The organism is Rhizobium laguerreae, assembly GCF_019778565.1.
GTDB lineage: Bacteria > Pseudomonadota > Alphaproteobacteria > Rhizobiales > Rhizobiaceae > Rhizobium > Rhizobium laguerreae.
Genome location: NZ_JAAXQT010000001.1, coordinates 26,059 through 44,107, shown reverse-complemented (window position 1 = coordinate 44,107; position 18,049 = coordinate 26,059). Strand labels below are relative to the sequence as shown.

Sequence of the window (18,049 nt, the reverse complement as noted above, 5' to 3'; positions counted from 1 at the left end):
CTCCTTTCGACCTAGTGTCTTCCGCCTTCGAGATAGGCGGCGCGGACCTCGGGATTGGCAAGAAGCTCCTTGCCGGAACCGCTCATCGTCACCTTGCCGTTCACCATCACGTAGGCGCGGTGAGAAAGCCTGAGGGCGGCGAACGCGTTCTGCTCGACGAGGAAAACGGTCAGCCCCTCCGCCTCGTTGAGCTTCCTGATCGCCTCGAAGATGCCCTTGACGATCAGCGGCGCAAGACCGAGCGAGGGTTCGTCGAGAAGAAGCAGCTTCGGGCGCGCCATCAGCGCGCGGCCGATCGACAGCATCTGCTGCTCGCCGCCCGAAAGTGTTCCACCCCGCTGGGCGTGACGTTCCTTGAGACGCGGGAAGAGCGTGAAGATCTTCTCGACGTCTTCGGCGAAGTGTTTCAGATTGTCGAGGCCAGCGCCCATCTGAAGATTTTCCAGAACCGTCATACGCGGGAAGATGCGGCGGCCTTCCGGCGACTGTGCAATGCGCAGACGGGCGATTTCATGCGTCGGCATGCGGGTGATGTCGCGGCCCTCAAAGACCACCGAACCGGTGCGGGCCTGCGGGCTGCCGCAGATCGTCATCATCAGTGTCGACTTGCCGGCGCCGTTGGCGCCGATCAGGCTGACGATCTCGCCCTTGTTGACGTGGACATCGACCCCAGCCAGCGCCCGGATATTGCCGTAATAGGTTTCGACGCCATTCACCTGAAGGAGCGGTTGACCCGTCATTACTTCATCGCCCATCAGTTTGCGCCTCCTTCGAGCTGCTCGACGGCTGCGATCACCTCTTCCACTTCTTCATCCTCGACACCGAGATAGGCCGCGATGACCCGCGGATCGTTCTTCACGTGATCCGGTGTGCCATCGGAAATCTTCTGACCATATTCGAGGACGACGACGTGGTCGGAGATTTCCATGACCACAGACATGTCGTGCTCGATCAGCAGGATCGACGTCCCGGTTTCGGCGCGAATGCTCTTCAGCAGCGCGTTGAGCGTTGCCGATTCCCGTGGGTTGAGGCCGGCAGCCGGTTCATCCAGGCAAAGCAGCTCCGGGCCGGTGCACATGGCGCGGGCGATTTCGAGACGCCGCTGGGCGCCGTAGGGCAGATCGCCGGCGGGGTCGTCGGCGCGGTCGATCAGGTCGGCCTTCTCAAGCCAGAAACGGGCAAGCTCGATCGCCTCGGCCGCTTCCCGCCTATAGGGGCCGACACCGATAAGGCCGAGGATTGTATAACCCGATGCCTTCATCAGCTTGTTGTGCTGGGCAACCAGCAGGTTTTCCAGAACGGTCAGGCCGGAGAACAGCCGGATGTTCTGGAAGGTACGCGCGACCTTGGCTTCCCTGGTGATGCGGAAGTCCGGCAGGCGCTCCAGCAGGTATTGCTTGCCGCTCTTCTGGTTGAACGTGATCATGCCCATCGTCGGCTTGTAGAAGCCGGTGATGCAGTTGAAGACGGTGGTCTTGCCGGCGCCGTTCGGCCCGATCAGCGCGGTGATATCGCCACGCTTGGCTTCGAAGGAGAAGTCGTTGATGGCCATCAGGCCGCCGAACTTCATCGACAGGTGTTCGACCTTGAGAAGAGTGTCGTCAGACATCGTATTCGTCGTCACGGGGCTCATCAACCATGGCCCTCCTTGATGAAGTTTCCGGATATCGCCTTGCGCTCTCTGAGGAAGGCTGTCGGCTCACGCGAGCCGACGAAGCCGCGCGGCTTGAACAGCATGACGACGACCATGGCGAGGCCGAAGATCAACATGCGGTAAAGTTCCGGCGTAAAATCTGGTCCGAAGATGAGTTTTAGGAAGCTCATCTCGCGCAGCAACTCGGTGCCGCCGACCATGACGATGGCGGCGATCGCGATGCCGGTCAACGACCCCATGCCGCCAAGGACAACAATGGCGAGAATGACGGCCGATTCCAGGAAGACGAAGGATTCCGGCGAGACGAAGCCCTGGCGGGCGGCGAAGAACGAGCCGGCGAAACCGGCAAACATCGCGCCCGTCGCAAAGGCGGTGAGCTTGGTCGTCACCGTGTTGATGCCGAGCGAACGGCAGGCGATCTCGTCTTCACGCAAAGCTTCCCAGGCGCGTCCGATCGGCATGCGGCGCAGCCGGATGGTGACATAGGCCGTCAGCATGCAGAGCGCCAGGATCAAATAGAACAGGAAGATTTTGTAATAGGCCGAGGAGATCGGCAGGTTAAAGAGTTTAGCAAAGCCGCCGGCCGTCGCATCGAAGGGAATGCCGAAGAGTGTTGCCTTCGGGATACTTGAGATACCGAAGGTGCCCTTCGTCACTTCAGTCCAGTTGATGAGGACGAGACGAATGATTTCACCGAAGGCAAGCGTCACGATGGCAAGGTAATCGCCGCGCAGGCGCAGCACCGGGAAGCCGAGAATGACGCCCCAGAGTGCGGCGAAAATGCCCGAAAGCGGCAGCAGCAACCAGAAGGACAGGCCGAAATAGCTCGAAAGCAGTGCGTAGGAATAGGCGCCGACGGCATAGAAGGCGACATAGCCAAGGTCGAGCAGGCCGGCAAGGCCGACGACGATGTTCAGCCCCCAGGCGAGCATCACATAGATCAGGATCTGAATGCCGAAATTGTCGACATATGTCAGCGAGCCCTGAGGGCCTTTGATCGCCACCACCACCATGGGATAAAGCAGCAGCGCGATCAGCGCGATCTTCAGGAAATGCCGGTGGAAGAAGCTCTTCTCTGTCGAGATATCGAGTTCGCCCTCGCGCGCCTTGCTGAGCTTGCGGCGGTCGATATTCGGCCTGATGAAAACGACCATGGCGAAGCGGCCGATGGCAGCGACCGCGACGAAGATCGCAAGCAGGCCCCAGCGCTGGACGATGATCAACTCATTGCTGATGTTCTGGTCGGTCTTGAGGCCGACATAGAGAACGAACATGCCGAACGACAGGACGGCGGCGAAAAGAGCTTCGGTAAGGCCTTTGCGGACAAGTCCGGCATCGGGCTTGCCTGCAGAATTTTCGGTGTTTGCCATGACGTTATACCTTCTCGACTTCCGGCCGCCCGAGGATGCCGGTCGGCTTGAAGATCAACACGAAAGCCAGGATCGCAAAGGTCGCGACGTCCTTGTAGGCGATGGTGAAGTATGCCGACCACAGCGACTCGATAAGGCCGATAAGGAGGCCGCCGAAGACGGCGCCGGGCAACGAACCGATACCGCCGAGAACGGCTGCCGTGAAGGCCTTCACACCAGGCGTGAAGCCGTCGTTAAACGAGGCAACGCCATAATACATCAGGTACATCGTGCCGGCGACCGCTGCGAGTGCCGCACCCATAACGAAAGTGATGGAGATCGTCTGGTCGACGTTGACGCCGAGCAGCGCGGCCATCTTGCGATCCTGCTCAGTGGCGCGCTGGGCACGGCCGAGTGCCGTACGATTGACGATGTACCAGAAGATCGTCAGCAGCACTGCGGTGATCACGATGATGATGATCTGCTTCAGCGACACCGAGATGTTGCCGAACTGGTAGACCGAGCTCACCATCGGCGGGATCGGCTTGTTGCGTGGACCCTGCGTCACCTGGATGAAGTTGGACAGCGTGATCGACATGCCGATCGCAGTAATCAGCGGCGCCAGGCGGAAGGACCCGCGCAGGGGCCGGTATGCCACGCGCTCGATCGTCCAATTCCACAAACTCGTCATCAGCATCGCAACGACAAGCATCACCAGCAGCAGAACGGCCACCGGGAGACCTGCGAAGATGGATGTGAGGACGAGGAAGACGATAAGAGCGGCGAAGCCACCGAGCATGAAGATGTCGCCATGGGCGAAATTGATCATGCCGATAATGCCGTAAACCATCGTATAGCCAATAGCCACAAGGCCATAGATGGATCCGAGCGTCAGCCCGTTTAAGAGCTGCTGGACGAAATACTCCATATGTCGTTTTCCCCTGGATGCGAGCGAAACATGCTGCATCTCTTTTTGGTTCTTTGGTTCCCCGTTTCAGGGAACCTCATAGGCCGAATGCATAGCGGTTTCGTTGGAAATGTGAAGACAAAAAGGATTTACTCCGACAGATTCTTGTCAGAACAGGCCTAAATGGCGCGTTTTGAACCAAAATCCACAGAAAAACGGCAGAGCGGGGCCTATTTTTAGCCAGAAACTACAACTGGGTTAACCATCCGGAGATATCGCCGTCGATTTCCTGCACTGCTTGCTGCGTAAGCTATTCCACAGAATTGGAAGATGGAGCAAATTCAGACCCCAAGGCAGCCCCTTTGACGAATGCCATTTCACCAGCGATGCCGCATCTTCGTCTGACAAGGCTGAAAACTTATGGTAGCATCATCAGGCTGCGTATTGAGGGATGCGGAGCACGACGGGGAACACCATATTAACTTGCGTATCTGGTTGTGACAGGGATGGTTTGCGGACGAGCGACAGCGGGGTGCTCGCCGCGTGGCGAACGGCAAAAGGACAATGCTGAGGACATTTGAAAAGGCGGCGCTCGAAGCCGGCAAGGCCATCATCACGGTCTTGCGCGAAGGCTTCCCTGTCGCCATGAAGGCGGATGCAAGTCCGGTCACGGTCGCCGACGAGGAGGCCGAACGCATCATCCTCGCTCATCTCGCCAGAGATTATCCCGAAATACCAGTCGTGGCGGAAGAATCGGTCGCCGCCGGAAAAGTGCCCGACATTGCCGGGCGAGGCTTCTTCCTGGTCGACCCTCTCGACGGCACCCGTGAATTCGTCGACGGACGGCAGGAATTCACCGTCAACATCGCCTATATCGAGAACGGCGCCCCGGTGGCCGGCATCGTCTATGCGCCGGCGCTGGGGCTTGCTTTCTCTGGAGAACGCGGCCACGCCGAAAGGCTCGTCGTCATGGACGATTTCACGGTTGGCGCACGCAGCGCAATCACGGTGCGCGAACAGCCGGACGACAGGCTGGCGCTTGCAAGCCTTCGCCACAACAGCCCGGAGACCGGGAGCTTCCTCGCCGACCACGCGATCTTCAAATGCACCAATATCGGTTCCTCTCTGAAGTTCTGCCTGCTCGCCGAAGGCAAGGCCGACGTCTATCCGCGTTTCACCCGCACGATGGAATGGGACACCGCGGCCGGTGATGCGGTGCTGCGTGCCGCCGGCGGTTCGACAGTGACGCTGGACGGAATGCCGCTGACCTACGGCAAGACGGGAACGGCGGCCGATTTCGACTTCGCCAACCCGAACTTCATCTCCTGGGGTGGCAGGAAACGCGTCCTCGAACCGGCGTGATCACCCGCGGATATCGCTGAATACCGGCAGGCCGCGCAATCCTTTGCCTCGCCGCCAATCCGCGATCTCCGACAAACGCCCCCCTGAGCGGGCCGTCTCTTTGCCCGCCAAATAACCTCCCCCCCTGCGTGTCTGGAAGCATGTCCATTTCGAGCTGTGGAGTGATTCGCGCGATCGGGTCTCACCAACTGATTCTGGCCGTAAACTCGTCGTCTGCATCTTTTCCAGACGCTATCGCTTCACCAAGCCTGCCTTGATTCTGTCACATTTTGACACGGCTTCTAGGATGATCGATATCTTCATCAGAGAAATTTCGCCTCGTGTTCCCTTAAGAAATACAGTTAAGAGACCTGGGTCACGTGCCGAAACGGCGCGTCGCCAGCCCGCGCAAACCCTCGCCAAAGTCCTAAAAACCTTGACGAAATTCCAACTATTAACGAAATATCATGAGTTTGCCTCAACTTAACGCAGATGCGAAAGATTTGTTGCGATGCGATATTTCTCTGGACACCATTACACAATTGTCGCATTTTTCCGTTTTAGTAGGGTTACCAAGACCTAAGTGCAGCCCTGGTGACAGGGTTAACCATTGATCGCCTATTGCCGCCGCGCCCCCTCGAAGACAACAGAGTACGATCCTTGAGCATCACGGAATTAAACAACAGCATTTCGACAGAGTCCTTCCGGCCGAGCCGCCGCCAGCAGCCGAGCCTGAAGATTCAGACCCCTGTTATCCACAGCGATGCGCCGCAGGCGCCGTTGGTGGATTTGGTCCTGAAGCGGGCGTTCGACATTGTTTCGTCGTTGAGCGCCCTCCTCGTCCTCGCCCCTTTCCTTCTGTTCGTCGCCCTGCTGATCAAGATCGACAGCCCAGGGCCGGTGCTCTTCAAGCAGACCCGCTGGGGCAAGAACTGCAAGGCCATCAAGGTCTACAAGTTCCGTTCCATGCGCACCGACCTCTGCGACGTCTCCGGCGTTGCCCAGACGGTGATGAACGATCCGCGCGTCACTCGCGTCGGTGCCATTCTGCGCCGCACGAATGTCGATGAGTTGCCGCAACTGCTGAACGTACTGCTGGGCCACATGTCGGTCGTCGGCCCGCGCTGCCATGCGATCGGCATGCGCGCCGGCGGCGTGCTCTACGAAGAGCTCGTACCGGAATACCATCAGCGCCATGCGATGCGCCCCGGCATGACGGGTCTTGCCCAGATGCGCGGCCTGCGCGGTCCGACCGATCGTCCGGCCAAGGCGCGCGCCCGTATCGCCAGCGATCTCTACTACGTCGGGAATTTTTCGATCTTGATGGACATGCGCATCATTTTCGGAACCATCGTGTCGGAGCTGACCCGCGGAAAAGGCTTCTAAAGCGCGTCGCGATCTTTCAGATTCGCTGCTCGCGCTTTAGTCTTTGTTTTTGCGCATGTCGCACAAAAAGCGATGCACATTTTGCGCTACATGCTTCCCAGCTTTAGCTTTGTGAGAAGGGCCGGCTGCCTCAGAGCAGCCGGTACCGGAATGCTCCGGCGACCGCCTGCATGCGGCTGACCGAATCGAGCTTGCGCATCGCGCCCTTCAGATAACCCACCACCGTATTGCCGAGAGATCGAGAATGATCGCGATCTCGTCGCTGCTCTTGCCGGCCGCCGACTACAGCGCTGCGCGTCTTTTTAGACGCGCAAAGGACGCTGTAGCACTTTGAATTGCTGCCTGATTCCTTAGAGCCTTTCCGGGTTAGATTGAAGCATTCTGCCGGAGCAGGTTTTCGTCAGGGCAAAGGCGATTGGCGAAGGGCATACCTCTTGGTACGTCCGAGCCGATCGCCTTTGTCCTGGCGGAAAGATGCCCGGCCCTTCGGGTTGGCTGAAACGGGCCGGCTGATCGACCGGCCGGCTTGGCCGTAGAGCTTGGCTACGACGCGCGCCGGCCGGTCGACCATCCGACTCCGTTTGAGCCAACAGAATGCTTCAAGCTGACCAGGAAAGGCTCTAAATCGATTCCGATTTAAGGAATCAGGCAGCGTCGCAGGCATTCGATTTCGCGCCGGGTGAGCGACTCTAACGGGCCATCCTCCATGGAGCCGTCGAGCAGCGCCATCGCCTGCTCTCGCGTGGGCATAGGACAGCCGCCTGAGAAGGCGAAGATGTATTGTTTCAGGTCAGCGTCGTGCAGCGTGAAGGCGAAGGTATTCTTCATCCCGTGCATTTGAAAGAGCGCGTTGAGTTTGCGGTTTTCCTGATTGGCGGCGCTGCCCGCAAACGACCCCTCCTCGCAGAAGATCGGCACGATTGTCCGCTTCATCGCGGTCACCAGTCTACTGCAATAGAAGAGATCGGCAGCCTCGTAAAAGCCGACAAGGCTTTGCGGCCAATTGCTGATCAACCGGTTTTCGGTGAAAGCTGTGCGGTCGCCCCGCGGGAAAGCCGAGAGCAGATAGAAATCGAAGCCCGCAAGCTTCGCCATCGCGTCGAGCTGTTCCTTGCCGTCGTCGGCCGAAACCCCGGCGCCATCGGCCTGCGAAGGCGAAAATGCAACACCCTCAGCGCAGTCGCCGACTGCGCGCTCCCGTCTCTTTCAACTTCATATCCTCGTATGGCCAGCTTCGGCTCGAACTCGCTGCCGGCGGCGAAAACTTCGCGCCGGGGCATCAGCAAAGACGGTTTCTGCCCGCATCCCGAGGATACGAAGCATCAAAAACACGAACTGGACTGATACAGCGGGAAGAACGGAGACGAAGTCTTGCGCTCATTCTTATGCTGCCGCCCCTTATAAGATCGTCCCGGGAAATCAGCTAATATTTATTCCGCATGGCTCCCATGCAGGCGCTACAAATTGACCTAGCGGCAGGCAGCCGCCCTACATCACCAGCCAGGGCGGGCGTCTAAATTTGTTATCAAAGTCTTACGATGGGTTTAGGCAATTTTTAAATGTGGCACGCTAGAGTGGGGCTCGTGGTCTTGCGTTGTGTAGAGAGTCCAATGACCGAAATGATACGTCCCCGAGTAAAATATGTCATCGGCCCCGATGGCAGCCCCCTGACGATCGCGGATCTTCCGCCGCCCAATACGCGGCGCTGGGTGATTCGCCGGAAGGCAGAGGTTGTCGCGGCTGTCCGCGGTGGCTTGTTGAGCTTGGAAGAGGCCTGCGAGCGTTACACGCTCACGGTCGAAGAATTCCTGTCCTGGCAGTCGTCGATCAACAGCCACGGTCTTGCCGGCCTGCGCACCACGCGCATTCAGCAATATCGTCACTGATCACACCCCAGCATCGACGACATTTATTTCGGGCCGGACGCATCTCCCATGAGGGAATGAAGAAGGCCCGAAATCATTGACGAGGCCGCGTAGCACCAGAGGCCGGGCTGCGTGAAGGCATCCGCCAGCCCCGTCGTCTTCCGCCGCAATGACGATCGCGACGAGCAGCGCATCCATCATCGACCACTTGGACAGATGCGGTACGACGCGACGATAGAACAGGCTGCCGGCCCCACTTCCGGCGGCCGTCGCTTCTGCGGTGATCCCCATCGCCTCCACGGTGATGCCGATCATCTTCAGAAACGGGAGCAGGATCGAAACCAGGGCGACGATTGCCGCCAGTAGCCCGTCCCCGCCTTGCCAGAGCGAGACGATGATTTCGATGAGCGACGGCGTTTCGTCGAAGAAATACAGCGCCTCGAAACGGACCAGCGGCAAGACGAGGCCGAGCGCCAGGAAGAACGGCGCAGCCACGAGAAGCACGGGGCGAGCCATCGAAAGCGCATTCATTGCCCTGAACCTCTCATCGATCCGACATTTTGCATGAACACTCTGTCTCCTGCCTGTATTGCCTCCACGGCTTGGCACGACCGCGCCGCCATGTCACGGTCCGCTACGACAATATCGGTTATGAGGAAAGACAATGGACATTCGAAGTGAGGAAGGCGTCTCCGGCGGCCGCTATGCGGCCGAGGTCGAAGGGCACGAGGCGGAAATGACCTATTCACGCACATCGCCGAAGCTGGTCATCATCGATCACACGGCCGTTCCCGATTCGCTGCGCGGTAAAGGTGTCGGCCAGGCGCTGGCGCTCCACGCCGTGGAGGCAGCCCGCAGCGGCGGCTGGAAGATCATCCCGCTCTGCCCGTTCTTCAAGGCGCAGGCGCAACGCCATCCGGAATGGAAGGATGTCGTGAATTAATGCATGTCGCCCAAAAACGCACAGCGGGTTTGGGACAAGGACACGCATAAAATAAATCGTCCCTGCGGGGGACGAATCTCGTTTCCGGTGGGAGCGACGCCATAAGGCAAACACCAAAAGCCATGTATAACGGACAGCGCGCCCATCATACATGGCTTCTCAGTGGCGATCCCAGGGCGCCGAAGCCGGCACCCAGCCGTTTCTCTTACGCCCTTGCTCTGGCGCCGCCGTCACGCTCTTCCAGCGCTGTGGCCCTTGCATATTCCGCTTGCATCTCCTCGAGCGCCATTTCCAGCGTCTCTTCCTGCATCTTCAGTTCCTTGATCGAAACCTGCAGGTTGTCGGCCCGCTGACGCGCGGCCTTGGCGAAGGTCGGATAAGCAAAGTGATTCGGGTCGGAAATACCGGACTTCTTTTCCTCGACGACGATCTGGCTCTCCAGATCCTTCGTCATCCGTTCGAATTCGGACATCATCATCTGCAACTGCTGCAACTGACGTCGTTTTTCGTTCACCTGAAATTCCTTCAGGCGAACGAGACTTTCTCGCGACTTCATACGCATTACTCCCGTGATGCGAGACCCCGGCTCAACTTGAAACCGCCCTGCGCGCCGCTTTGACACGGTTTGCTAAAAAATTTCCCGCGATATTAACAAATACCTACCGCTGGTAACCTTTCGTTTACGGGCATCGTTAATGATAGGCCCTATGATTTAAGGGTCGGTAAATGCCGAGGCATGAAGTTCGAACCTTTTCATTGGCGAGTCGGATGAATCACTTAGCGCTGTTTCCTAATGTTAAAGTTGAGGAGCACCTTTTTGAGATTCCTATTGGAAAACAGAGAAATGGAAAAATTGTTTAATAAATTCGATACTCCTTGCCAGAGTGAATTAGAATTTGTTAACCATTTCGTGGCAGCTTTCAAATCACGTAGCGTGTTCGGTATCGTGTAGGGGGCCAGACCACCTTTCGGCGGCGGTAAAGGGGATAATTATGCGGGTACTTCTAATCGAGGATGACAGCGCGACGGCGCAGAGCATCGAGTTGATGCTTAAATCAGAGAGTTTTAATGTTTATACCACCGATCTCGGTGAAGAAGGCGTCGATCTGGGCAAGCTGTATGATTATGATATCATCCTTCTCGATCTGAACCTGCCCGACATGTCCGGATATGAAGTGCTTCGCACTCTCCGGCTGTCCAAGGTCAAGACGCCCATCCTTATTCTGTCGGGCATGGCCGGCATCGAAGACAAGGTTCGCGGCCTCGGTTTCGGCGCTGACGACTACATGACCAAGCCGTTCCACAAGGACGAGCTCGTCGCCCGCATCCACGCCATCGTCCGCCGCTCCAAGGGACACGCCCAGTCGGTCATCATGACCGGCGAGTTGATCGTCAACCTCGATGCCAAGACGGTCGAAGTCGGCGGCCAGCGCGTCCACCTGACGGGCAAGGAATATCAGATGCTGGAGCTGCTTTCGCTCCGCAAGGGCACCACCCTCACCAAGGAAATGTTCCTGAACCACCTCTACGGCGGCATGGACGAGCCGGAACTGAAGATCATCGACGTCTTCATCTGCAAGCTCCGCAAGAAGCTCGCCAACGCTGCCGGCGGCGCCAACTACATCGAGACCGTCTGGGGCCGTGGTTACGTTCTTCGCGAGCCGGATGGTGCCGAATACGCCGAAACCGCCTGATATTTTTTCCGATCCCCCTTATCGGATAAACGAAGATCCCGCCTTTTCGGCGGGATTTTTCGTTTCTGCCTACGGTAATAGCAATAAGAATCCGCCTCGCAGCACATGATCTCAGGCTGGATCGGCCTGAAATCCTCTGTATTTCGATCAAGGAAATAACGTGGGGTCGCCGAAACCGCTTGCAAGCGGCATCATGCTCCAGTGATGCCGATATCGGCGGAAAGAGATCTGCCTGTCAGGCGGCGATCGCGCGGTTTCCGAAAACGGCGGTCAGGATCTTGCGATCGAACGGCTTCAACAGGAAGTCGGTGGCCCCGGCCCGTTTGCCCGCCATCAGTTTCTTCAGATCCGCCTCGACGACGCAGTAATAGATCTTGACCTCTTTGCCGCCCTCCATGGCACGGATGGCAGCGATGAGGTCGAGGGCGCCTTCCATGCCGGAATCGACGATCAGATATTCCGGCAGCTCCGCCTGGCAGCGCTGCAGCGCCTCGCCGGCGTTGGAGGCCTCGCTGACGAGAAAGTCGAGTTCGGAGAGAATGCGCTTGCCGACCTTGCGGACGATGTCCGAATTATCGGTGATCATGAACCTTTGCATGGGCGCTCCTTTGCCCCCGCATTCGTCGCAGCAAGAGGCCTCTTACAACCCTGGAGAATAGGTCCATCAGACTAACGAATCGTTACCGGACGGGGCGCAGACACAGGTCCGCGCTCCGGAATCAGGCCGCCGCAGCCACTGCCGTGAACACCAGTTCGTCGGCGCTGGCGCTGTGATCAAGCGTCATTCCGCACTCCTGCGCCAGAAGCACGGTGTAATAGGGCTGGATCGAATGGGCATCGATCGCTTCCTCGATAGTGCCGGTCGATATCTCGACGAACTTCGGCGGCAGGCGCATCAGTTTGCCTTTGGACGTGAGCTTGAACTTCGCATCGAACTCGGGATTTTCGAGCGTTACCTCGAGCACGCCGCCGCGCGGAATGGCGGAATAGGCAACGAGGAAGAGGTTGAGCAGCAGCTTGACACGGTTCTTGGCGACGATGGCGCGCGGTCCGTTCCAGATCACCTCGGTCTTCTTTTCGGCGACGGCGAAATCCTTGGCTGCACGCTCGGCCTCGCCGGTGTCGATCGAGGCGCCGACGGAACCCGACGCGCCGAAGGCGAGACGTGCGAACTTCAGGCGGACGGAAGCATTGAGCGCGCTGGTGCGGATCAGGTCCATCGCATCGGCATCGGCGCCGCCTTCATCCAGGAGCTCCAGCCCGTTATTGATCGCGCCGACCGGCGAGATGACATCGTGGCAAACGCGGCTGCAAAGAAGCGCCGCCAGATCCGGGCCGGACAGGGTGAGATTGGGGTTCTTGGACATCATTGTCTCCTGATGGGCGGCAATTTCATTGCGCCCGGAATATGCTTCATCAAAATTGCGCGAAGTTTGCGATCGTACTCGGTGCCATAATGACACCATATTTGGTAAACCGATTGTTAAGATCATCGGCGCAAAATGCACCAATCGCCGCGAGCGGTTGCCCGCTCTCAGCCAAACGACGAACGGATGACACCATGCGCCCTCAATTTCCGCACCGATTCATCGGCTTCTGCAGGTTACTTTCGGCCCTCATCTTCTCCTCGCTGATGGTTGCCGGGCCGGCTGCCGCCCAGGACAACGGCCAGTACACGATGCAGGAAATCGTCGACGCCGGCCACTCCTTCTTCGGCTCCGCCAGCGGCGGACTTGCCAAAGTGGTCGAGAGTGCCTTCCAGAAATACGGCCTGCCGAACGGCTATATCCTCGGACAGGAAGGCGGCGGCGCCTTCATCGCCGGCCTTACCTATGGCGAAGGCCAGCTGAACACCAAGAACGCCGGCGAACATAATCTCTACTGGCAGGGCCCCTCGCTCGGCCTCGATTACGGCGGCCAGGGCTCACGCGTAATGATGCTGGTCTACGACCTGCCCTCCGTCAACGGCATCTATGCCCGCTTCGGCGGTGTCAGCGGCTCGGCCTATGTGATCGCCGGCTTCGGCATGACGCTGCTCAAGAACAACGACGTGCTGGTCGTGCCGATCCGCACCGGCGTCGGTGCTCGCCTCGGCGTCAATGTCGGCTATCTCAAAATCACCCAGGCGCCGACCTGGAACCCCTTCTGAGGCCTCAAAGCCGCTGGAATCTGCCGCCGTCCCCACCGGCGGCCTTGCCATGCGCGTCACGCGTGCTTAATCATCGCGGCTGACCTCGTATCAACCTTCTTACCGATGGCCGCGCCGTGATCGAATATGCTCTCTTGTTCGGATTGGGCTTCCTGACCGCGGCCTTCCTTGTCTTTCTGGTCTCGCCCGCCGTTCACCGCCGCATCGTCTGGTATACGGAGAACAGGCTGAAAGCGACGATGCCGCTGAGCCCGCAGGAGGTCCGCGCCCAGAAAGACATGGTGCGCGCGCTCTATGCCGCCGAAAACGCCCGCACCACCCAGGACCTTCTGCGTGAGCGCGAGAAATCCCTGTCGTTCCAGCTTCGCCACGACGCCCTCGCCGTCGATGCCGGCAGGCTTGCCGCCGAGATCGGCGAATTGCAGGCCCAGATCGGCGAGATGCATGTCGAGGCGGCCGACCAGCGCTCGCATCTGCGCAAGGACGAGAACTATATCAGCCAGTTGAAGACCAATCTGCATATTGCCGAGCAGTCCGCTGCCAACAAGGAGAGCGAACTGGCGACGATGAGGACGCGGCTGAGCAAACTCGGTGAACAGGCCGATGGGCTGCGAATAGACCTGGCCGCGCGCGAGACCGAGGCGGAGAGCCTGAAATTCCGCGTCAACGCGCTGCGCGACGAACGCGACACGCTGCGCCAGGACGTCAGCTTGCTGCAGAAGCGCGCCAAGGATGCCGAACAGAAACTGACGCAGCAGCAGCATATGGTGATCCGCCTGGAAGATAAGGCCGCGCGCGAGAGCGCTTCCGCCATCGAAAAGGAAACCCTGGTCGCTCGCCGCCAGCAGGAGATCGCCAGGTTGAAGGAGCAGTTGAAGACCGCCAACGCCGAGATCCGCAAGGTCAACCGGGTGCTGCGCGACGCTGGCCTTGCCGGGATGGTCGCGGAGCTGCCGGCGGAAATGACGGCCGAAGACACGACCACATCGACGCTCGACACCGCTGTCGTCACGGCTGAGATGGGCGAGGATGTCCGTAAACGCAGCGCCGCCCTGGCCGAGCGCCTGCAAAAGGCAAAGGCCGTAGCCGGACGCGATGGTGCGATCCGCGAGGAGATCGCCTCGATCGCCGCCAATATGGTGGCGCTGACTGCCCTGAACGAGGGTCCCTCCTCGCCGATCCGCGCGCTGCTCGTCGAAGGTGCGGAAAAGAGACCCAACGATCGTGTCAATCTTGCCGACAGGGCAGCCGCGATCCTCGCCGATCCCCCGAGCGTCCGATAGGACGCGCGGCGCGCATGTTTGACCATCATGTTTGACTTGACGCAGAACCCTGAAAATCGATTCCGATTTGAGAGGGATATGCGTTAGACCCGGCCCATCGCCGAGGCCATCGAAAACAACGCAATCCCCGTCGCCGTCGCGGCATTGAGGCTGTCGAGTTCCTCCGACTGTGGAATGCGCGCGCTCTGGAACCGCGCAAGCAGCGCCTCCGGCAACCCCTCGCCCTCGGTGCCGACGACGAGCGCCATGCGCGTCGAGGCCGGAATGGCGCGGATATCGGTCTTGCCGTGCGGTGAAAGCGTCCAGATGGCAAAGCCCCGTTCGGCAAGCGCCACGAGCACATCGAGCGCCTTGCCGCCGCGGCGGTGTGGAACGCTCAGCACCGAACCGACCGAGACACGCAGAGCCTTGCGGTAGAGTGGATCACAGGAGGTTTCGTCGAGCAGCACCGCATCCGCCCGGAAGGCGGCCGCATTGCGGAACATCGAGCCGGCATTGTCGTGATTGGAAATGCCGCAGCCGACGAGCACCAGCGCCCGTTCCGGCAGCGCGTCGAGAAGTGCCGCCTCCCCACGGTCCTGTCGCCGGCCGAGCGCGAGAACACCGCGATGCAGATGGAAACCGACGACGCTATCGAGCACATCCGCCCCGGCGACATAGACCGGCACATCGGCCGGAAACCGCTCCAGGATGGGCAGGACGCCTTCGACGCGGTTGCGCAGCAGCAGGATCTTCTCGGCGAGAAAGCCGCGGCCTGCCGCATGCGCCTCGGCGAGCATGCGCAGCACGACGGTGCCTTCGGCGATGAAGCGGTTCTCTCGGCCTGTCAGGTCGCGCTCGCGGATCTCGCGGAATTCAGCGACGCGCGGATCGTCGGCGCTGTCGATGTCGATCGGGACGGCGGCCATGCCGGCCTCAATTGCCCGTAACAGTGACGTCGGCGACGGTGCGGCCGGTCCTGAGGTCGTAGACCAGCGCCTTGTTCCTGCCCTCGACCGTTTCGCCGTAGAACAGAAGCTGCCCTGCCGAAAACGAAGTGGACTGCACCTTGAAGCCGAGCGGCAGGGAAACGGTTGCCGCAAGCGGCGCATCCGAGGGCACGCCGGAGGCGGTAACAGCGGACGCCGTCTCCTTCGGCTCGCTGTGCATCACCTTGTAGACAACCGCGCCGAAGACCGCCATAAGGCTCACGAACATGATGGCGCCGGAAACGATCTGCAGGCGGACCATCTTGCGCCGGATATTTTCCATCGCCGGATCAAGGGGCTTCTCTTCCTGGTCGTCTGGCTCGATTGCTGTCATCTGTGCGTCCCGTTCTAAAAAATACGTCGGAGAAGAAGCGTCTTGAGCGACCCCTTTAAACAAGCAGCCGGCAATAGAAAAGTCCTGACCGCCGATGAAACTGCCGAAGGCCGGTTGGACGCCTGGCTGACGGCGCAGGTCGGCGAGGAATTTTCGCGCAGCCGCATCAAGGCGCTGATCAAGGACGGCCAGGTTTTTCTGCGCGGCGAACCCGTCACCGACCCGCAGCGCAAGGTGCGCACCGGCGACAGTTTCGAACTCACGCTGCCCGAGCCGGAAGACCCGACGCCGCAGGGCGAGGACATCCCGCTCGATATCCTCCATGAGGACGACGACGTCATCGTCATCTCCAAACCTTCCGGTCTCGTCGTCCATCCCGGCGCCGGCAACTGGACGGGGACGCTGGTCAACGCGCTGATCCACCATTGCAGCGATACACTTTCCGGCATCGGCGGCGTGCGCCGCCCTGGCATCGTCCACCGTCTCGACAAGGACACGACAGGCGTCATGGTCGTCGCCAAGAACGACATTGCCCATCGCCACCTGTCGCTGCAATTTGCCGACCATGGCCGCACCATGCCGCTCGAGCGGGCCTATCAGGCAATCGTCTGGGGCCGGCCCCGCACGCTGTCGGGCACGGTCGACGCGCCGCTTGGCCGCGCCACCGGCGACCGCACGCGCCGCGCCGTCAAACGCCCCGACAGTCAGGACGCCGACGAGGCGATCACGCATTACCAGGTAATCGAGCGCTTCCATGAGAAGCCGGACGCGACCGCGTTCGCCTCGCTGGTCGAGTGCCACCTCGAAACCGGGCGCACCCACCAGATCCGTGTCCACATGGCCCATATCGGCCATCCGCTGCTCGGCGACACGGTTTACGGTGCCGGCTTCAAGACCAAGGCCAATCTCCTGCCCGAAGAGATCCGCAAGGTCGTCAACGGCTTCGGCCGCCAGGCGCTGCATGCCTTCATGCTGCAGTTCGAGCATCCGCGCACCGGTGAAATCATGCATTTCGAGGTGCCGCTGCCGGATGATATGGTCGAACTGGTCGACGCGCTGCGGCGATAAAGCCGGGCTCCGAATGCCGCCTGCCCAACTCACACCTGCGTGAGCGGCACCTTGAACCGCTGTTTCGCCACACTTATCTGTATATTGACTTAGTGCGGGCTCGCAGTAGAGCCGCACGTCCCGGTTTGCCTTTTTTTAACGCGAGCATGCGTTTCCATCGGGAACCGGAATTCACTTTAGGAGGGTGCACTATGGCCCGAAATACCTTGCCGTCCATTACCGCCGGTGAAGCCGGTCTCAATCGTTACCTCGACGAAATCCGCAAGTTCCCGATGCTGGAGCCGCAGCAGGAATACATGCTCGCCAAGCGTTATGCCGAGCATGGCGACCGCGATGCTGCCCACAAGCTCGTCACCAGCCACCTTCGCCTCGTTGCGAAGATCGCGATGGGCTATCGCGGCTACGGCCTGCCGATCGGCGAAGTCGTATCCGAAGGCAATGTCGGCCTGATGCAGGCCGTCAAGAAGTTCGATGCCGAGCGCGGCTTCCGCCTCGCCACCTACGCGATGTGGTGGATCAAGGCCTCGATCCAGGAATATATCCTGCGTTCGTGGTCGCTGGTGAAGATGGGCACGACCGCCAACCAGAAGCGCCTGTTCTTCAACCTGCGCCGGCTGAAGGGCCGCATCCAGGCAATCGATGACGGCGACCTGAAGCCGGAGCACGTCTCGGAGATCGCCACCAAGCTGAACGTCTCGGAGGAGGAGGTTATTTCGATGAACCGCCGCCTCTCCGGCGACGCCTCGCTGAACGCGCCGATCAAGGCAGCCGAAGGTGACGGCGGCCAATGGCAGGATTGGCTGGTGGATGACCACGACAGCCAGGAAGACGTGCTGATCGAACAGGATGAACTCGAAACCCGCCGGCGCATGCTGGCGAAGGCGATGAGCGTGCTGAACGAGCGCGAACGCCGCATCTTCGAGGCTCGCCGCCTCGCCGAGGATCCAGTGACCCTGGAAGACCTTTCGACTGAATTCGACATCAGTCGCGAACGCGTTCGCCAGATCGAGGTGCGCGCCTTCGAAAAGGTGCAGGACGCCGTCCGCAAGGAAGCCCTGGAACGCGCCAAGGCCGTCCGGGTCGTCGAAGCCACGGCATAAGCCTGTCG

General features: G+C 59.9%; 19 protein-coding genes and 2 pseudogenes. 9 read left to right on the top strand and 12 right to left on the bottom strand.

Annotation, left to right across the window (positions count from 1 at the left end):
- Window positions 1-11: 11 nt before the first annotated feature.
- From HFO71_RS00200 to HFO71_RS00185, 4 genes are read right to left on the bottom strand one after another with little or no spacing between them, the layout of a single operon-like run.
- Window positions 12-755 (bottom strand): ABC transporter ATP-binding protein, encoded by a 744-nt coding sequence (locus HFO71_RS00200; RefSeq protein WP_003542336.1) that lies wholly within the window; start codon window positions 753-755, stop codon window positions 12-14.
- Window positions 755-1,633 carry an ABC transporter ATP-binding protein gene (locus HFO71_RS00195; RefSeq protein ID WP_003542337.1) on the bottom strand — a complete coding sequence of 293 codons (879 nt, stop codon included), beginning with the start codon at window positions 1,631-1,633 and terminating at the stop codon, window positions 755-757. The genes HFO71_RS00200 and HFO71_RS00195 overlap by 1 nt, the downstream gene beginning before the upstream one ends.
- Entirely contained in the window at window positions 1,633-3,024 is a 1,392-nt protein-coding gene (livM, locus tag HFO71_RS00190; RefSeq protein WP_132613838.1) for a high-affinity branched-chain amino acid ABC transporter permease LivM, read from the bottom strand. The genes HFO71_RS00195 and livM overlap by 1 nt, the downstream gene beginning before the upstream one ends.
- Window positions 3,025-3,028: 4 nt before the next feature.
- Window positions 3,029-3,931, bottom strand: a complete 903-nt coding sequence (locus HFO71_RS00185; protein WP_003542342.1) for a branched-chain amino acid ABC transporter permease — start codon at window positions 3,929-3,931, stop codon at window positions 3,029-3,031.
- A gap of 543 nt (window positions 3,932-4,474) precedes the next feature.
- Between HFO71_RS00185 and cysQ the strand changes: the two genes are divergently transcribed.
- Both cysQ and HFO71_RS00175 read left to right on the top strand, forming a co-directional pair.
- Window positions 4,475-5,272 carry a 3'(2'),5'-bisphosphate nucleotidase CysQ gene (gene cysQ, locus HFO71_RS00180; protein WP_025395698.1) on the top strand — a complete coding sequence of 266 codons (798 nt, stop codon included), beginning with the start codon at window positions 4,475-4,477 and terminating at the stop codon, window positions 5,270-5,272.
- A 639-nt stretch (window positions 5,273-5,911) separates the two neighbouring features.
- Entirely contained in the window at window positions 5,912-6,637 is a 726-nt protein-coding gene (locus HFO71_RS00175; protein WP_026265403.1) for a sugar transferase, read from the top strand.
- A gap of 130 nt (window positions 6,638-6,767) precedes the next feature.
- On the opposite strand, the pseudogene HFO71_RS00170 reads toward HFO71_RS00175, so the two are convergent.
- Window positions 6,768-6,919: pseudogene (locus HFO71_RS00170) on the bottom strand (LuxR C-terminal-related transcriptional regulator); the annotation flags it as partial.
- A gap of 354 nt (window positions 6,920-7,273) precedes the next feature.
- A complete protein-coding gene (locus HFO71_RS00165) occupies window positions 7,274-7,732 on the bottom strand; it encodes an autoinducer binding domain-containing protein (RefSeq protein ID WP_245006847.1) in 459 nt (152 codons plus the stop codon).
- Between the two features lie 515 nt (window positions 7,733-8,247).
- On the opposite strand from HFO71_RS00165, the gene sciP reads away from it, so the two are divergent.
- Window positions 8,248-8,523, top strand: a complete 276-nt coding sequence (gene sciP, locus HFO71_RS00160; RefSeq protein ID WP_007533628.1) for a CtrA inhibitor SciP — start codon at window positions 8,248-8,250, stop codon at window positions 8,521-8,523.
- Window positions 8,524-8,546: 23 nt separating this feature from the next.
- On the opposite strand, the pseudogene HFO71_RS00155 reads toward sciP, so the two are convergent.
- Window positions 8,547-9,111, bottom strand: a pseudogene (locus HFO71_RS00155) (paraquat-inducible protein A).
- 55 nt (window positions 9,112-9,166) lie between these two features.
- Between HFO71_RS00155 and HFO71_RS00150 the strand changes: the two are divergent.
- Window positions 9,167-9,445 carry a GNAT family N-acetyltransferase gene (locus tag HFO71_RS00150; protein ID WP_221952561.1) on the top strand — a complete coding sequence of 93 codons (279 nt, stop codon included), beginning with the start codon at window positions 9,167-9,169 and terminating at the stop codon, window positions 9,443-9,445.
- Between the two features lie 205 nt (window positions 9,446-9,650).
- Here HFO71_RS00150 and HFO71_RS00145 read toward each other — a convergent pair whose 3' ends face one another.
- Entirely contained in the window at window positions 9,651-10,001 is a 351-nt protein-coding gene (locus tag HFO71_RS00145; protein WP_003542353.1) for a hypothetical protein, read from the bottom strand.
- Window positions 10,002-10,437: 436 nt separating this feature from the next.
- Between HFO71_RS00145 and ctrA the strand changes: the two genes are divergently transcribed.
- Window positions 10,438-11,139, top strand: a complete 702-nt coding sequence (gene ctrA, locus HFO71_RS00140) for a response regulator transcription factor CtrA (RefSeq protein ID WP_003542362.1) — start codon at window positions 10,438-10,440, stop codon at window positions 11,137-11,139.
- A 235-nt stretch (window positions 11,140-11,374) separates the two neighbouring features.
- Here the strand turns inward: ctrA and HFO71_RS00135 are convergent, their stop codons facing one another.
- On the bottom strand, window positions 11,375-11,737 hold the full coding sequence (locus HFO71_RS00135) for a response regulator (protein WP_003542364.1): 363 nt from the start codon (window positions 11,735-11,737) through the stop codon (window positions 11,375-11,377).
- A 121-nt stretch (window positions 11,738-11,858) separates the two neighbouring features.
- Entirely contained in the window at window positions 11,859-12,506 is a 648-nt protein-coding gene (gene chpT, locus HFO71_RS00130; RefSeq protein WP_003542366.1) for a histidine phosphotransferase ChpT, read from the bottom strand.
- A gap of 194 nt (window positions 12,507-12,700) precedes the next feature.
- Between chpT and HFO71_RS00125 the strand changes: the two genes are divergently transcribed.
- Both HFO71_RS00125 and HFO71_RS00120 read left to right on the top strand, forming a co-directional pair.
- Window positions 12,701-13,288, top strand: coding sequence for a DUF1134 domain-containing protein (locus HFO71_RS00125; RefSeq protein WP_003542368.1), 588 nt, complete (start codon window positions 12,701-12,703; stop codon window positions 13,286-13,288).
- A gap of 116 nt (window positions 13,289-13,404) precedes the next feature.
- Window positions 13,405-14,571, top strand: coding sequence for a coiled-coil domain-containing protein (locus HFO71_RS00120; RefSeq protein ID WP_168284850.1), 1,167 nt, complete (start codon window positions 13,405-13,407; stop codon window positions 14,569-14,571).
- A gap of 83 nt (window positions 14,572-14,654) precedes the next feature.
- Here the strand turns inward: HFO71_RS00120 and HFO71_RS00115 are convergent, their stop codons facing one another.
- Window positions 14,655-15,479 (bottom strand): TrmH family RNA methyltransferase, encoded by an 825-nt coding sequence (locus HFO71_RS00115; RefSeq protein WP_131665219.1) that lies wholly within the window; start codon window positions 15,477-15,479, stop codon window positions 14,655-14,657.
- A gap of 7 nt (window positions 15,480-15,486) precedes the next feature.
- Window positions 15,487-15,873: a hypothetical protein gene (locus HFO71_RS00110; protein ID WP_221969818.1), complete on the bottom strand. Its 387-nt coding sequence runs from the start codon at window positions 15,871-15,873 to the stop codon at window positions 15,487-15,489.
- Between the two features lie 42 nt (window positions 15,874-15,915).
- Here HFO71_RS00110 and HFO71_RS00105 point away from each other — a divergent pair, with 42 nt between their 5' ends.
- Entirely contained in the window at window positions 15,916-16,941 is a 1,026-nt protein-coding gene (locus tag HFO71_RS00105) for an RluA family pseudouridine synthase (RefSeq protein WP_017961765.1), read from the top strand.
- 191 nt (window positions 16,942-17,132) lie between these two features.
- Window positions 17,133-18,041, top strand: a complete 909-nt coding sequence (rpoH, locus tag HFO71_RS00100) for an RNA polymerase sigma factor RpoH (RefSeq protein ID WP_017961766.1) — start codon at window positions 17,133-17,135, stop codon at window positions 18,039-18,041.
- Window positions 18,042-18,049: the final 8 nt, after the last annotated feature.

Excerpts from the sequence above, each read along its gene's own strand:
- HFO71_RS00200 (WP_003542336.1), bottom strand. The coding sequence starts at position 755 with ATGGGCGATGAAGTAATGACGGGTCAACCGCTCCTTCAGGTGAATGGC.
- HFO71_RS00195 (WP_003542337.1), bottom strand. The coding sequence starts at position 1,633 with ATGAGCCCCGTGACGACGAATACGATGTCTGACGACACTCTTCTCAAG.
- livM (WP_132613838.1), bottom strand. The coding sequence starts at position 3,024 with ATGGCAAACACCGAAAATTCTGCAGGCAAGCCCGATGCCGGACTTGTC.
- HFO71_RS00185 (WP_003542342.1), bottom strand. The coding sequence starts at position 3,931 with ATGGAGTATTTCGTCCAGCAGCTCTTAAACGGGCTGACGCTCGGATCC.
- cysQ (WP_025395698.1), top strand. The coding sequence starts at position 4,475 with ATGCTGAGGACATTTGAAAAGGCGGCGCTCGAAGCCGGCAAGGCCATC.
- HFO71_RS00165 (WP_245006847.1), bottom strand. The coding sequence starts at position 7,732 with ATGGCGAAGCTTGCGGGCTTCGATTTCTATCTGCTCTCGGCTTTCCCG.
- sciP (WP_007533628.1), top strand. The coding sequence starts at position 8,248 with ATGACCGAAATGATACGTCCCCGAGTAAAATATGTCATCGGCCCCGAT.
- HFO71_RS00150 (WP_221952561.1), top strand. The coding sequence starts at position 9,167 with ATGGACATTCGAAGTGAGGAAGGCGTCTCCGGCGGCCGCTATGCGGCC.
- HFO71_RS00145 (WP_003542353.1), bottom strand. The coding sequence starts at position 10,001 with ATGAAGTCGCGAGAAAGTCTCGTTCGCCTGAAGGAATTTCAGGTGAAC.
- ctrA (WP_003542362.1), top strand. The coding sequence starts at position 10,438 with ATGCGGGTACTTCTAATCGAGGATGACAGCGCGACGGCGCAGAGCATC.
- HFO71_RS00135 (WP_003542364.1), bottom strand. The coding sequence starts at position 11,737 with ATGCAAAGGTTCATGATCACCGATAATTCGGACATCGTCCGCAAGGTC.
- chpT (WP_003542366.1), bottom strand. The coding sequence starts at position 12,506 with ATGTCCAAGAACCCCAATCTCACCCTGTCCGGCCCGGATCTGGCGGCG.
- HFO71_RS00125 (WP_003542368.1), top strand. The coding sequence starts at position 12,701 with ATGCGCCCTCAATTTCCGCACCGATTCATCGGCTTCTGCAGGTTACTT.
- HFO71_RS00115 (WP_131665219.1), bottom strand. The coding sequence starts at position 15,479 with ATGGCCGCCGTCCCGATCGACATCGACAGCGCCGACGATCCGCGCGTC.
- HFO71_RS00110 (WP_221969818.1), bottom strand. The coding sequence starts at position 15,873 with ATGACAGCAATCGAGCCAGACGACCAGGAAGAGAAGCCCCTTGATCCG.
- rpoH (WP_017961766.1), top strand. The coding sequence starts at position 17,133 with ATGGCCCGAAATACCTTGCCGTCCATTACCGCCGGTGAAGCCGGTCTC.